This window comes from Nonomuraea fuscirosea (assembly GCF_035917475.1).
In the GTDB taxonomy this organism is placed as follows: Bacteria; Actinomycetota; Actinomycetes; order Streptosporangiales; family Streptosporangiaceae; genus Nonomuraea; species Nonomuraea fuscirosea.
This window is the reverse complement of sequence record NZ_CP109074.1, coordinates 4,020,504-4,034,156: the sequence shown is the minus strand read 5'-3', so window position 1 is coordinate 4,034,156 and position 13,653 is coordinate 4,020,504. Positions and strand designations below refer to the sequence as shown.

The 13,653-nt window shown below is 70.9% G+C and carries 13 protein-coding genes; 5 read left to right on the top strand and 8 right to left on the bottom strand.

Annotated elements, in window-relative coordinates:
- Nucleotides 1-35 precede the first annotated feature (35 nt).
- The gene (gene melA / locus OIE67_RS18250; protein WP_326641865.1) at nt 36-1,304 is read right to left on the bottom strand and encodes an alpha-glucosidase/alpha-galactosidase; all 1,269 of its coding nucleotides are present in this window, start codon (nt 1,302-1,304) and stop codon (nt 36-38) included.
- Complete coding sequence (locus OIE67_RS18245) at nt 1,301-2,218, bottom strand: carbohydrate kinase family protein (RefSeq protein WP_326641863.1); 918 nt, start codon at nt 2,216-2,218, stop codon at nt 1,301-1,303. Before OIE67_RS18245 ends, melA begins: the two co-directional genes overlap by 4 nt.
- Nucleotides 2,219-2,335: 117 nt before the next feature.
- On the opposite strand from OIE67_RS18245, the gene OIE67_RS18240 reads away from it, so the two are divergent.
- The 3 genes from OIE67_RS18240 to OIE67_RS18230 are packed head-to-tail and all read left to right on the top strand — an operon-like array spanning nt 2,336 to nt 5,396.
- Nucleotides 2,336-3,634 carry an ABC transporter substrate-binding protein gene (locus OIE67_RS18240; protein ID WP_326641861.1) on the top strand — a complete coding sequence of 433 codons (1,299 nt, stop codon included), beginning with the start codon at nt 2,336-2,338 and terminating at the stop codon, nt 3,632-3,634.
- 2 nt (nt 3,635-3,636) lie between these two features.
- The gene (locus OIE67_RS18235; protein WP_326641859.1) at nt 3,637-4,578 is read left to right on the top strand and encodes a carbohydrate ABC transporter permease; all 942 of its coding nucleotides are present in this window, start codon (nt 3,637-3,639) and stop codon (nt 4,576-4,578) included.
- A complete protein-coding gene (locus OIE67_RS18230; protein ID WP_106239246.1) occupies nt 4,578-5,396 on the top strand; it encodes a carbohydrate ABC transporter permease in 819 nt (272 codons plus the stop codon). The genes OIE67_RS18235 and OIE67_RS18230 overlap by 1 nt, the downstream gene beginning before the upstream one ends.
- A 12-nt stretch (nt 5,397-5,408) precedes the next feature.
- Here OIE67_RS18230 and OIE67_RS18225 read toward each other — a convergent pair whose 3' ends face one another.
- On the bottom strand, nt 5,409-6,545 hold the full coding sequence (locus OIE67_RS18225; RefSeq protein ID WP_326641856.1) for an epoxide hydrolase family protein: 1,137 nt from the start codon (nt 6,543-6,545) through the stop codon (nt 5,409-5,411).
- Between the two features lie 63 nt (nt 6,546-6,608).
- On the opposite strand from OIE67_RS18225, the gene OIE67_RS18220 reads away from it, so the two are divergent.
- The gene (locus OIE67_RS18220; protein WP_326641854.1) at nt 6,609-7,559 is read left to right on the top strand and encodes a helix-turn-helix transcriptional regulator; all 951 of its coding nucleotides are present in this window, start codon (nt 6,609-6,611) and stop codon (nt 7,557-7,559) included.
- Nucleotides 7,560-7,583: 24 nt separating this feature from the next.
- Here the strand turns inward: OIE67_RS18220 and OIE67_RS18215 are convergent, their stop codons facing one another.
- The gene (locus tag OIE67_RS18215) at nt 7,584-8,357 is read right to left on the bottom strand and encodes a SigB/SigF/SigG family RNA polymerase sigma factor (protein ID WP_407674862.1); all 774 of its coding nucleotides are present in this window, start codon (nt 8,355-8,357) and stop codon (nt 7,584-7,586) included.
- A gap of 234 nt (nt 8,358-8,591) precedes the next feature.
- Between OIE67_RS18215 and OIE67_RS18210 the strand changes: the two genes are divergently transcribed.
- The gene (locus tag OIE67_RS18210) at nt 8,592-9,035 is read left to right on the top strand and encodes a DNA-binding protein (RefSeq protein WP_326641847.1); all 444 of its coding nucleotides are present in this window, start codon (nt 8,592-8,594) and stop codon (nt 9,033-9,035) included.
- Nucleotides 9,036-9,096: 61 nt separating this feature from the next.
- Here OIE67_RS18210 and OIE67_RS18205 read toward each other — a convergent pair whose 3' ends face one another.
- From OIE67_RS18205 to OIE67_RS18190, 4 genes are all read right to left on the bottom strand, one after another.
- Nucleotides 9,097-10,185: a Gfo/Idh/MocA family protein gene (locus OIE67_RS18205; protein WP_326641845.1), complete on the bottom strand. Its 1,089-nt coding sequence runs from the start codon at nt 10,183-10,185 to the stop codon at nt 9,097-9,099.
- Nucleotides 10,170-10,877, bottom strand: a complete 708-nt coding sequence (locus tag OIE67_RS18200; protein ID WP_106252433.1) for a ThuA domain-containing protein — start codon at nt 10,875-10,877, stop codon at nt 10,170-10,172. Before OIE67_RS18200 ends, OIE67_RS18205 begins: the two co-directional genes overlap by 16 nt.
- 167 nt (nt 10,878-11,044) lie before the next feature.
- Nucleotides 11,045-12,793 (bottom strand): ABC transporter ATP-binding protein, encoded by a 1,749-nt coding sequence (locus OIE67_RS18195; protein WP_326641840.1) that lies wholly within the window; start codon nt 12,791-12,793, stop codon nt 11,045-11,047.
- Nucleotides 12,790-13,653, bottom strand: coding sequence for an ABC transporter permease (locus OIE67_RS18190; RefSeq protein ID WP_326641835.1), 864 nt, complete (start codon nt 13,651-13,653; stop codon nt 12,790-12,792). Before OIE67_RS18190 ends, OIE67_RS18195 begins: the two co-directional genes overlap by 4 nt.

Below are 13,653 nucleotides of genomic sequence, written 5' to 3'. Positions count from 1 at the left end.
TCGCTGAGCACGCGTGCTGAGCCATCGTGCTGAGGTCACCCGCGCAGGGCCTCCGGGAGGAGGTCGCCATGGGCGCGGGTCAGTTCGTCGGCCATGCGCCAGATGTCCTCCAGCGGAAGTGACGCCGCGGTGTTGGGGTCGATCATCAGGGCGTGCCGGACGTGGCGGGGCTCTCCTTCCAGCGCCGCACGTACAGTGAGCTCATTGACGCTGACATAAGTCCTGTTCAGAGCGGCGAGCTGCGGGGGCAGCGCGCCGACCGCGGTCGGCCTGACGCCGGTCGCGTCGGCCACGCAGGGCACCTCCACCACGCAGCCGTGCGGCAGGTTCGAGATGAGCCCGTCGTTGACGACGTTGCCGTAGACGACGCGGGGCGTGCCGGTGACGATGCTGTGGATGATCTGAGGGGCGTACTCGTCGGTGCCGGCGATGTCCAGCTCGCCGCCCTGCCGGACGAGGTCGCGGGTGCGCTTGTACTCGGCCAGGTTCTCCTCGCTGACCCGCAGGTACTCCCCCACCGGGATGCGCAGCCGGTCGATCTCGGAGTCGTGGTGCATCAGCCAGGGCACGTACTCGGCGGAGTGCTCGCTGGTCTCCGTCGGGTAGTAGCCGAGCCGCCGGTACATGTCCACCCGCACCCTGCGGCGCAGCTCCGGGTCGTTCACGTCGAGCAGCGGGTAGAGGTCCTGGCCGTCGCGCTCGAAGCGCAGCACCCACGCCTGGTGGTTGACGCCGGCCGCGAGGTAGGTGATCTCCTCGTACGGCACGTTCACCAGCTCGGCCAGGTCCCGCATGGTCCAGTAGACCGAGTGGCACAGCCCGACGACGTTCCTGACCTTGCCCGACAGGTACCAGACGTTCATCGCCATCGGGTTGGTGTAGTTGAGCAGGAGCGCGTCGGGGCAGACCGCGTTGATGTCCGCGGCCAGCGCGTCGAGCAGCGGGAACGTGCGCAGCGCGCGGAAGATGCCGCCCGCGCCGATGGTGTCGGCGATGGTCTGGCGCAGCCCGTACCTGGCCGGGATCTCGAAGTCGGTGACGGTGGAGTCGTAGCCGCCGACCTGGACCATGTTGATCACGAAGTCGGCGCCGTCGAGCGCCTCGCGCCGGTCGAGGTGGGCGGTGACGGTCGCGGCGTCGCCGGTGATGCGGCGGGCGACGGCCTCGGCCACCTGGAGCCGCTCGGGGTCGATGTCGTGCAGGGCGATGCGCATGCCCCGCAGCTCGGGGAACTTGACCAGGTCGGCGAGCAGCCCGTGGGTGAAGACCACGCTTCCCGCGCCGACGAACACGATCTTCTTCATGAGGTAGCTTCCTCCCAGGTGGGCTGGGCCGCGGTGCCCCCGGCGGCGCGGGTGGAAAGGGTGCCGCAGGCCACGGCCACCGTCATGGCCTGGCGCAGCGGGCGGCCGCGCAGGAGCGCGGCGAGCAGGCCGGCGTTGAAGCTGTCTCCCGCGCCGACGGCGTCGACCACGGTGACGGGCGGGGCGGGGGCCTCGACGAGCTCGCCGTCGGCGAGGGCGAGCGCGCCCCGCTCGCCCCGCTTGACCACGGGCAGCGTGCCGCGGGCGGCCAGCTCCTTGACGGCCTGCTCCAGCGTGGTGGCGCCGGCGATGGACAGGGCCTCCGCCTCGTTCGGCAGCAGCACGTCGGTGACCGGGAGGACATCCTCCAGGCCCGCCCAGCGGCCCGCCGGGTCGTCGTTGGTGTCGAGGGAGGTGGACGCGCCCGCCGCCCTGGCCAGCCCGAACAGGCCGCCGAGCCCGGCCGCGAGCAGCGGCTGCAGGAAGTACGACGACACGTGGACGTGCGCGGCCCGCTCCAGCAGCCCCGGCGGCACGTCGGCCGCGCCGAGCCGGTCCAGGCAGCCCGGGGCGGTGAGGATGGCCCGGTCGTCGCCGTCCACGAGCGCCACCGTCATGGCGGTGGGCACCGCGGGGTCGACGACGCACGCGGACACGTCCACGCCGCCGGCGCGCAGGGCGTCCAGGACGAAGGCCCCCGCGGGATCGTCCCCGACCCGCCCGACGAACGCGGTGCGCAGGCCGAGCCTGGCGGCGCCGTACGCGGTGATGGCGCCGGAGCCGCCGAGCACCAGGCCGGCGGCGGGGACGAGCTGCTCACGCTGGCCGAACTCGGGGTGGCGAGGCGAACCCGACACGATCACGTCCGGGTTGGCGTCGCCGACGACAAGAAGGTCGAAGGTCGTTCTGGACACCACGGCACCGTCCCAGGAGTTGTGAAACCTTGTCAAGCCTTGCGCTTTTTCGAAGGTATTGACAAGACTTCGAAAGTAACCATGATTGGCTCCAACATTCCGGGAGGAGCATCCACAGTGCGAAGAAGAACCGCGGTGGCCCTGGTCACGGCGATCATCCTGACGGCAGCAGGCTGCGGGGGGTCGTCCCAGGAGGGCGCCAAGACGGTGGACCCGCAGGCGAAGGTGAAGCTCACCTGGTGGACGGGCCAGACCTCCGATGCGGAGAAGATCCTGGAGAACCTGGCCGCCGAGTTCACCAAGAAGCACCCCAACGTCACCATCGACGTCTCCTCGGGAGCGTCCACCACCGACGAGCTGCTGCAGAAGCTGTCCGCCGGCTTCGCCAGCGGCGTTTATCCCGATATTTCGTACTCTTTCGGGAACTGGGCGTCGCAGCTCCAGGAGTCGGGCAAGACCTTGGACCTGACGGAGAAGGTGAAGGACCCGGCCGTCAAGTGGGAGGAGTTCGCCGCCTCCGCCCGTACCACCGCGACGCCGAACGGCCAGGTCATCGGCTTTCCCGCGATCGTGGACAACCTCTCGCTGCTCTACAACAAGAAACTCTTCGACGCCAAGAACGTGCCGTACCCGACCGACGAGTGGACCTGGGACGACTTCAGGGCGGCGGCCAAGAAGCTGACCGACCCGGCCGCGAAGGTCTACGGGACGGCGTACTCGGTGAGCGCCTCCGAAGACACCACCTGGCACTTCTGGCCGCTGCTGTGGCAGCGCGGCGGCGCCATCCTGTCGCAGGACCAGAAGCAGGCCGCGTTCAACGGCCAGCCCGGGGTGGACGCGCTGGAGTTCCTGCGGGCGATGGCGGTGGACGACAAGAGCGTCTACCTCGACCAGACCGACGAGCGTTACGCGCCGCTGTTCGCGGACGGCCGGATCGGAATGATCATCAACGGACCGTGGACGCTGTTCGACCTGAAGCAGAAGAAGACCGACTACGGCGTGGCCTTCCTGCCCGGCACGAACGGCGACCACCAGACGGTCTCGGGTCCCGACCTGTGGACGCTGTTCGACAACGGTGACGCCAACCGGGCCTACTGGTCGTTCGAGCTGATCAAGTGGCTCACCTCGGCCGAGGGCGACTCGCAGTGGAACCTCGTCCAGGGCAACCTGCCGCTGCGGGCCTCAGAGACGTCTCTGCCCGCGTACGAGGACTACGTCAAGGAGTACCCGGGCGTGGAGAGGATGGTCGCGAACATGGCCAACGCCAAGCAGGCCCGGCCGACGGTCAGCGGATACGTGGAAATGTCGAGACATGTCGGCGAGGCCATCGCCAAGGTGCTGCAGGGCGCGGCCGCGCCGAAGGCGGCGCTGGACGAGGCCGCCACCAAGTCGGCCCAGGCGCTGGCCGGGGGCTGACCATGTCGCTGCTGTTCGCCGGGCGGCGCCAGAGCGCCGCCCCCCGCGCGGCGATCCCGTCCGGCCGGGTGCGGTGGCTGCACCGCACCCTGACCGGCTGGGGATTCGCGGGCCCCGCCACCGCGCTCGTGGTGGGCCTGTCGATCTTCCCCGCGGTGTGGGCGTTCCTCATCTCGCTGCAGAAGTGGAACGGCATCGCCCCGGCCAAGCCCATCGGCCTGCTCAACTACGAGTTCATGGCCCAGGACCCCGACCTCTTCGCGGCGGTGCGGCACACGCTGGTGTTCACCGTGCTGTTCGTGCCGTCGTCGATCTTCCTCGGGATGCTCGTCGCCGTCGCGCTCAACCGGCCGATCAAGCTGGTCGGCTTCTACCGTACGTGCATCTTCATCCCCTTCGTCGCCTCGGCGGCGGCCACCGGCATCCTGGCCAGCTTCGTCTTCAACCCCCAGTACGGCGCGGCCAACAGCGTCCTGCGCGTGCTCGGACTGCCGCAGCAGCAGTTCCTGGAGAGCCAGTCGCAGGCGCTGACCGTGATCTGCCTGATCGCCCTGTGGGGGCAGGTCGGCTTCACCGTCGTCGTCTACCTGGCCGCGCTGCAGGACATCCCCAAGGACGTGGTCGAGGCGGCCCGCATGGACGGCGCCAACCGCTGGCAGGTCTTCCGGCACGTCACGCTGCCCGCGCTAGGGCCGGTCACGGTGTTCACCTCCATCTGGCAGACGATCACCGCGCTGCAGCTCTTCGACCTGGTCTTCACCACGACCAGGGGCGGCCCGCTGGGGGCGACGCAGACGATCGTGTACTACGTCTACACGCAGGCGTTCAAGCTCACGAAGTTCGGCTACGGCTCGGCCGTCGCCTACGGGCTGTTCGCCGTGACCATGCTCATCACCGTCGGGATGATCCTCTACTCCCGGCGCAGCAAGATCGAGGCCTTCTGATGAGACGCCTGCCGTTCAGCCCCTGGCACCTGCTGCTGATGCCGCTGGCCCTGCTGTTCGCGCTGCCGCTGGTGCAGATGGTGCTGACCGCGTTCATGCCGGACGGCGACATCAACCGCTTCCCGCCCCGCTTCATCCCGACCCGGTTGCAGCTCGACGGCTTCATCGGCCTGTTCAACGAGTCGCAGGCGCTGCGCTGGCTGCTCAACACCGTCATCGTCTCCGCCATCGCGGTCATCGCCCACCTCGTGCTCTGCTCGATGGCCGGCTACGGCTTCGCCCGGCTGAAGTTCTTCGGCAAGAACGCCGGGTTCCTGATGATCCTGGCCACCATCATGATCCCGGCCCAGCTGCTGATGATCCCGACGTACGTGATGTTCACCCGGCTCGGCCTGATCGACACCCTGGCGGCGGCGTTCGTGCCGTGGCTGGCGTCGGCCTTCGGGATCTTCCTGATGCGGCAGTTCTTCCTGTCACTGCCCGCCGAGCTGGAGGACGCGGCCCGCATCGACGGCTGCAACACCTTCGGGGTGTTCTGGCGGGTGGTGCTGCCGCTGGCCAAGCCGGCCCTGGCGACGCTCACCGTGTTCACGCTGCTCGGCTCCTGGAACGACCTGATCTGGCCGCTGGTCGCGATCAGCGACGAGAGCATCTACACGATCCAGCTGGGCCTGGCCAACTTCCAGGGCACCCGGCACACGCAGTGGTCGCTGCTCATGGCCGGCAACGTCGTGGCCACGATGCCGCTGATCATCGCCTTCATCGTGGCGCAGCGGCAGTTCGTGGCCACGATGACGTTCAGCGGCCTGAAGGGGTGAGGCGAGCCGGGTTCAGCGGACCAGCCGGAAGAACGCACGGACGTCGGCGACCAGCAGGTCCGGCGCCTCCATCGCGGCGAAGTGGCCGCCCCGGCCGAACTCCGACCAGTGGATCACGTGGTGCTCGCGCTCGGCGACGCGGCGGATCCCGGGGTCGCCGGGAAAGACCGCCACCCCGGTGGGGACGTCGGACTTGTCCACGGGCTGCCCCCAGTCGGTCGCGCCCTCCTTGTACAGCCGGGCCGACGACCCCGCGGTGCCGGTGAACCAGTAGATGGACACGTCGGTGAGCAACTGGTCGCGGTCCACGGCGTCTTCGGGCAGGTCGCGGGCGGGGTCGGTCCACTCCTTGAACTTCTCGGCGATCCAGGCCAGCTGACCCGCGGGAGAGTCGTGCAGGCCGAAGGCCAGCGTCTGCGGGCGGGTCGACTGGATCATGGCGTAACCCGAGCGGTCGTGGTCGGTGTAGAGGGCCAGCCGGGCCCGCTCCGCCTCCGTCAGCCCCTCCGTCTCGCCGGGCTCGAACGACGGGAAGCCCAGGGCGCCGTTGACGTGGACGCCGGCGACCTCGCCCGGCGCGACCCGGCCGAGCTCGGGAGAGACCAGCGCGCCGGTGTCGCCGCCCTGGGCGCCGTAACGGTCGTAGCCGAGGCGGCGCATCAGCTCGGCCCAGGCGCGGGCCACGCGGCGCAGGTTCCAGCCGGTCTCGCGGGTGGGGCCGGAGAACCCGAAGCCCGGCAGGGAGGGCGCCACCACGTGGAAGGCGTCGGCCGGGTCGCCGCCGTGGGCGCGGGGGTCGGTGAGCGGGCCGATGACCTTCATGAACTCGGCGATCGAACCGGGCCAGCCGTGCGTGATGATCAGCGGGAGCGCGTCCGGCTCGGGCGAGCGTACGTGCATGAAGTGCACCGTCTGGCGGTCGATCTCGGTGGTGAACTGCGGGTACGCGTTGAGCGCCGCCTCCTGCGCGCGCCAGTCGTACGTGGTCCGCCAGTATTCGGCCAGTTCCCTCGCATACGAGGTCGGGACCCCGTAGGACCAGCCGACTCCGGGCAGCTCGTCCGGCCAGCGGGTGCGGCCCAGCCGGTCGCGGAGGTCGTCCAGGTCGGCCTGGGGAATGTCGATGCGGAACGGGTCGATGCTCGTCATGCCTCAGACGTTAGAAGCCGCCTAGGACGGATTCCGTCCTAGCTCGGAGGCAGAATGGGTCTCATGTTGGAGACCTCGGCCCGGCTGCTCAGACTGCTGTCCCTGCTGCAGACCCATCGCGACTGGTCCGGCGCGGAGCTGGCGGAGCGGCTGGGCGTCACCACGCGGACCGTGCGCCGCGATGTGGACCGGCTGCGCGAGCTGGGCTATCCCGTGCACGCCACGCCCGGCGCGCCGGGTTACCGGCTGGGCGCCGGGTCCGACCTGCCCCCGCTGCTGCTCGACGACGACGAGGCGGTCGCGGTCGCGGTGGGGCTGCGCACGGCCGCCGGCGGCACGGTCGCCGGGATCGAGGAGACGTCCGTGCGGGCGCTGGCCAAGCTCGAACGCGTGCTGCCCGCGCGGCTGCGGCAGCGCGTGCACGCGCTCCAGTCGATGACGGTGCCCCTGACGGGAGCCGCGGCACCGGTCGACGCCGCCGTGCTGACCGCCATCGCCGCGGCCTGCCGGGATCATGAGGGGCTGCGGTTCGACTACCGCTCACACGACGGCCGCGACAGCCTCCGTTCCGCCGAGCCCCACCGGCTCGTCAACTCGGGGCGGCGGTGGTATCTCGTCGGCTGGGACGTCGACCGGCGCGGCTGGCGCACGTACCGGGTCGACCGGCTGCGGCTGCGGACGCCGAACGGGCCGCGTTTCGTCCCTCGCGACCCGCCCGACGACGACCTCGCCGCCTATATGTCCCGCGCGATCTCCAGCGCTCCGTACCGGTACCGTGCGCGCGTCGTCATGCACGCGCCGGCCGAGGTCGTGACCGGGCACATGCCACCGACGATGGGGACGGTGGAGCCCCTCGACGAGCGGACCTGCCTCCTGCTGTGCGGCGCGAACACCCTCGACGAGATCGTCGTGTGGATCGCCCTGATGGACATCGGGTTCGAGGTGCGCGATCCGCCCGAGCTGGTCGAGCGGGTCGGCGTGCTGGCCGACCGCCTCCGGGCGGCGTCCCGGTGAGGATCGCGGCCGGCCGGGTCCGGGTCAGTCGGTGAGGGCGGTGCGGAGCTGGGTGAGGACGGCGCGCAGGATGCGGGAGACGTGCATCTGGGAGATGCCGAACTCCTGGGCGATCTCGCTCTGGGTCATGTTGCCGTAGAAGCGCATCAGCAGGATGTTCTTCTCCCGGGCCGGCAGGGCGTCGATGAGGGGTTTGACGGCGTGCTTGTCGAGGAGGTGGTTGAGGGAGTCGTCCTGGGCGGGCAGGAAGTCGCTGAGTTCGGCGGCGTCGTCCTCGCCGTTGTTGACGGGGGCGTCCAGGGACAGGGTGCTGTAGGCGGTGGAGGCCTCCAGGGCGAGCAGGACGTCCTCTTCGGAGATGCGGAGTTTGGCGGCGAGTTCGGCGACGGTGGGGGCGTGGCCGAGGGTCTGGGTGAGTTCGGCGGTGGCCTTGTTGAGCTCGATGCGGCGTTCCTGGTAGACGCGGGGGACGCGGATGGCCCAGGTGCGGTCGCGGAAGTGGCGTTTGACTTCGCCCATCATGGTGATCATGGCGTAGCCGCGGAATTCGTGGCCGAGGTCGGGGTCGTAGCCGTTGACGGCTTTCATGAGTCCGACGTAGGCGGCTTGGCGCAGGTCTTCCATGGGTTCGCCACGGTAGCGGTAGCGGCGGGTGACCTCGGAGACGAGTCCTTCGTGCATCTGGACGAGGCGTTCGCGGATGCGGTCGGCGTGCTGGTCGGAGATGCTCGGGTCGGCCAGTTCGGCGAGCAGGTCTTCGGCGGTGAGCTGCTCGAATGCGACGGTCATGACGGACATGTGCTGCTCCAACAGGTGCCAGCGGCTCCGCCCATGACAAAAAGCCCAGGCAGAGGCACGCTTCGGTGACGCGTGAGGGAAGCCCTCTGCTGGACTTCTGCGATCAAGAGTGCCCCCTCTCCGGGGCTTTACTCACCGTTTGCTGGTCACAAAACCGTTACGACTGCCTCGTTGAACAGATTGTTCACAACGAAAAGTTGACAACGACTTGTGTCGTGCCGCATGGTTGAACGCATGACCTCCTCCGCTGATCCCTTCATGGCGCCGCAGCCCGAGCAGGCGCGGGCCCATCGGGTCTACGCGTCCCTGCACCGCATCTCCGAGCGGCACGCCGCCACCGACGAACAGCGCGCCCGGCAGGCGCACCCCTCGATGCTGGGTGCCCATGAGGCCGTCAGGCTGGTGTCGTTCCTGCTCAGCGGGGCCGCCCAGGTGCGGGAGGGCGAGCCGGAGGTGGATCACGCCGACATCACCGCGGCGCTGAGCCTCGTTCCGCTGATGCGCGGGGAGATGGACGCGCTGGAGGCCGGGCTCCTGGAGATGGCCAGGGGGCGGGGCATGACCTGGCAGGACATCGCTTTCGGCCTCGGCCTGCGGACCGCGCAGGCGGCCAGGCAGCGGCACGAAAGACTGGCCGGCCGTACGACGGCCGATGAGGACGTGCCGGGCTCGGATTGACGGCCACGCCCAAGCGGCGCGGTGCCGCCCGGGGTGGCCGGGCGGCACCGCGCCGGGGTCGTCAGCCGGCGGCGGCCGAGTTGCCCAGCGCCACAGGGGCGGGGCGTTCGCAGGTGCTCTCGACGTCCACCGAGCGCCCGGACTTGGCCGAGGCGAGCAGCGATTCCATGATGTCGAGCACGTGGATGCCGAGCGTTCCGCCCGCCCTGGGCTCGCGGCCGAAGGCGAAGTCGATCAGGCCGACGCCGCGCCCCGCCTCCTCGTACCCGGCCGACACCGGCAGGGGGGCCGCGTCCTTCTCCCCCAGCCGGGTCAGCAGCACAGTGCCGTCGAAGCGGTTGGGGTCGGGGACCACGAGCGAGCCCAGTTCCCCGTGCACCTCGATGTTGGGGGCCTTGGTCGCCACCGCGTCGAAGCTCATGACCAGTGTGGACAGCGCGCCCGACTCGTGCGCGAGCACGCCGGTGACGTGGGTGTCCACCAGGACCGGGATCTCCTCGCCCTGGCGCGGGCCCTTGCCGATCGTGCGCTTGGCCCGCGTACGGCTGGCCGCCCCGATGACCGTGGCCACCGGGCCGAGCAGCGTCACCAGGCTGGAGATGTAGTACGGGCCCATGTCGAGGAGCGGCCCGCCGCCCGGCACGTAGTAGAAGTCGGGGTTGGGATGCCAGCGCTCGTGGCCGGGCGTCAGCATCGTCGCCGTCGCCGCGACCGGCCGGCCGATCAGCCCGTCGTCGATCGCCACGCGGGCCGTCTGCGTGCCGGTGCCGAGCACCGTGTCGGGCGCGCACCCGACCCGTACCCCCGCCTCTGCGGCTGCCTCCAGCACGCGTCGCGCGTCCGCGCCGGTCGCGGCGAGGGGCTTCTCGCAGTAGACGTGCTTGCCGGCGGCGATGGCCTGGAGCGCGATCTCGGCGTGGGCGGCCGGGATGGTGAGGTTGAGCACGGTGTCGATCCGCGCGTCCGCCATCAGGTCCGGCACGCTCAGCACCTCGACGCCGGCGTACGGCCGCACCGCCTCCCGCGCCCGGTCGAGGTCCAGGTCGGCCACCGCCACCAGGTTCACCTGCGGCAGCCGGTCGATGGTCTGGAGGTACTGGGCCGAGATGGCCCCGCAGCCCACGATGCCGAGGTTCACCGGCTGGCCCACAGCATGCCCCTTTCGATGATCGTGCGCACGCTGTCGTTCTCCAGGACGTCGACGCTGTGCCCGGGAGTGGCGACGAAGATCTTCCCGTTGCCCCAGCGCCGGGTCCAGATCGCCGGCGAGGTCACCTCGCGGTGCCAGGGGTCCCACGGGCGGACCTTCTGCGTGGTGGTGGCCAGCACGTCGATGTAGGCGTCGCTCAGCACCCAGTACTGCTCGGTGACGAGGTCGAAGTCGGCGATCCCCCGGGTGATGGGGTGGTCGGCCGCCTCGGGGAGCATGTTGACGGTGTAGGGGACGAAGTTGTGCCGTTCCGTGCCCGCGTCCTCGTCGTCCGGGTGCTTGCCGGGGTGGCAGGCGAACTGCCCGCCGATGAGGTGCAGGTAGTCGGAGGAGTTGCGGTAGGAGTCGGCGATCCCGCCGTGCCAGCCCGCCATCCCGGTGCCCGCCTCGATCGCGGCCCGCAGGCCCTTGAGCTCGGCCGGCTCGATCTTGCCCATGGTGTAGCACTGGACGATGAGGTCGACTCCGGCCATGTACGCGGGGTCCGCGTAGGGCGCCGGGCTGTCCGACAGCCGCACCTCGAAACCGTTCTTCTCAAGGAAGGGTACGAAGAGGTCGGTGGCCGCCACCGGGGCGTGCCCTTCCCAGCCGCCCCGCACCACGAGGACCGTGCGCGTGTTCTCGCCCGCCATGCAATCGCCAATCGCTCGATGAACCATAAATCGGCCGTGTGCCGCCAAAGACATAGAAGCGGCACACTTCGCCAATTGTGTCTGAGTCCGGCGGAAAACTCCCGTTGATATTGCTGCCGATGACGCCGGGATTGTCGGGATTCCGGCGTCATCGCACAACGGGCTGGTCAGCGAGGTGATCGCCGAACCGGCCCGGCGGTGGCGGGCAGGCGGGGGACGGCGGCGACCAGGTCGCGGGTGTAGGGATGGCGGGGACGGGAGAACACCTCGTCCACGTCTCCCTGCTCCACCACCCTGCCGTCCTTCATGACCAGCACGCGGTGGGCGAGGTGGTGGACCACGCCCAGGTCGTGCGAGATGAACAGCAGCGCCGTGCCGTCCTCGGTCTGGAGGTCGGCGAGCAGGTCGAGCACCTGCGCCTGGATCGAGACGTCGAGCGCGGAGACGGGCTCGTCGCACACGAGCACGTCGGGGCGCGGGGCCAGGGCGCGGGCGATGGCGACACGCTGGCGCTGCCCGCCGGACAGCTCCCTGGGGTGACGAGCGGCCGTCTCGGGCGGCAGGCCGACGCGGGCCAGCAACTCCAGGACGCGGGCGCGCCGCTCGGCCCGCCCGCCGGTTCGCAGCGGCTCGGCGATCAGGCGGCCGGTGGTGTGGCGGGGGTCGAAGGAGTCGAGGGGGTTCTGCGAGATGAGCTGGATTCTGGGACGGAACGGGCGGCGCCGGCGTTCCGGCAGGGTGCTCCACGGCTGTCGGTGCAGGGTGACGCCGCCCTCGTCGGGGGTCAGCAGGCCGAGGGCCAGCCGGGCGAGCGTGGTCTTGCCCGAGCCGGATTCGCCGACGACGCCCAGGGTCTCGCCGCGGTGCAGGGTGAAGGACACGTCGTCGACGACGCGGCGGGAACCGTACGAACGGGACAGCCCGGTCGCCGCGAGCACCGGCGCGGGGCCCGGCGTCTGAACGGTGGACTCCGGCCTGGGAGTGACGCGGGCCTCCTCCGTGGCGCGGCTTCCGTCGGCGAGGCGGATCCCGTCGGAGCGAGCGGTGCCGTCGGTGAGGCGGGTGCCTCGGGAGGAGGCGGAGGGGACGGCGGCCAGGAGTGAGCGGGTGTAGGCGTGTGCCGGTGCGGCCAGTACGTCGCCGGCCGGGCCCTGCTCGACGAGCCGGCCGTCCCGCATGACCAGGATGCGATCGGCGATCGACGCCACCACGGCCAGGTCGTGGCTGATCAGCAGCAGCGCGGTGCCCGCCGCCTTACGTGCGGCCAGCAGACGCAGGATTCCGGCCTGTACGGTGACGTCGAGCGCGGTCGTGGGCTCGTCAGCGATGATCAGCTCGGGCGCGGCGGCGAGGGCGGAGGCGATGAGCACGCGCTGCCGCAGCCCGCCCGACAGCTCGTGGGGATGCTGCCCCGCCCGCAGCGCCGGCTCCGGTACGCGTACCGACTCCAGCAGCTCCAGCACCCGCTCCGCCCGGCGCGCCCTGGGCACCACGTCATGGGTGGCCAGCACTTCGGCGATCTCCGCGCCCACGGTCCTGAGGGGGTCGAGCGAGACCAGCGCGTCCTGGAGGACCAGCCCGGCGAACCTGCCGCGCACCCGCCGCCAGTCCCCCGGCCGGAAGCGGAGCGCGTCCCTGCCCGCGATCGTGAACGCGGACGCCCGCACGCGGGATCCGGGACCCGCCAGGCCCAGCAGGCTGCGGGCGGTGACGCTCTTGCCCGAGCCCGACTCCCCCACGATCGCCACGCACTCGCCCGGGGCGATCGAGAGTGACACACCCCGCACGACCTCGGCCGCCCCGAAGCCGACCCGCAGGTCCTCGACGGCCACGAATGCGGAGGACGAGCCGAACGACCCGGTGGGGTGCGCTCCGGAGCCGGCGGCCGGGGCGGTTCCGTCGTGGGTGGTGGTCATGCGGGCGGGGTCCTTCCTTCGAAGCGGCGCTGGAGGCGGCGGCCGACGACGGTGAGGCAGGCGACGGTCAGCGTGATCGCCAGGCCGGGGAACAGCGCCTCCCACCAGGCCACCCGCAGGTAGTTGCGGGCTTCCGAGAGCATCGCGCCCCACTCGGCGGCCGGTGGCTGCGGGCCCATCCCGAGGAAGCTCAGCCCCGAGCTGGCGATGACGGCCCCGCCGAGCCCGATCGTGGCCAGCACGGGGATCGGGCCGAGCACGTTGGGCAGCACGTGCCCGGCGGTGATCGCCAGGCGGGAGCGGCCGAAGGTGAGGGCCTGCTCGACGTAGCCGGAGCGGCGTACGACGAAGGTCTGGGCGCGGATCACGCGGGCGTAGTTCGGGATCTGGGCGACGGCGATGGCGAAGATGACGTTCCCGGTGCCGGGGCCGAGGATCGCCACGATGAGCAGGGCCAGCAGCAGCTCGGGCAGGGTGGACAGGACGTCGAACGAACGGGCCAGCGCCTCGTCCAGCCACTTGGGGGACAAGCCGGCGGCCAGGCCGAGCAGCACGCCGGCGGTGACGGCCAGCACCGTGGCCGCGACGCCGATGCTGATGGAGTGCCGGGCTCCGTACACGACCCTGGACAGCACGTCGCGGCCGAGATGGTCGCTGCCGAACCAGTGCTCCCCACCCGGCGGCGCGAGCGCGCGCAGCGGGTCGGCGGCCAGGGGGTCCGCGGAGGTGAGCAGTCCCGGCGCCGCCACCGCGACGGCGAGCAGGACGAGGACGGCGACCGGGAGCAGCAGACCCGCCGACGGGACCCCGCGCCACAGCCGCCGGACCTCGGGTGCGGGGGTCGAGGTGGGTGCGGTCAT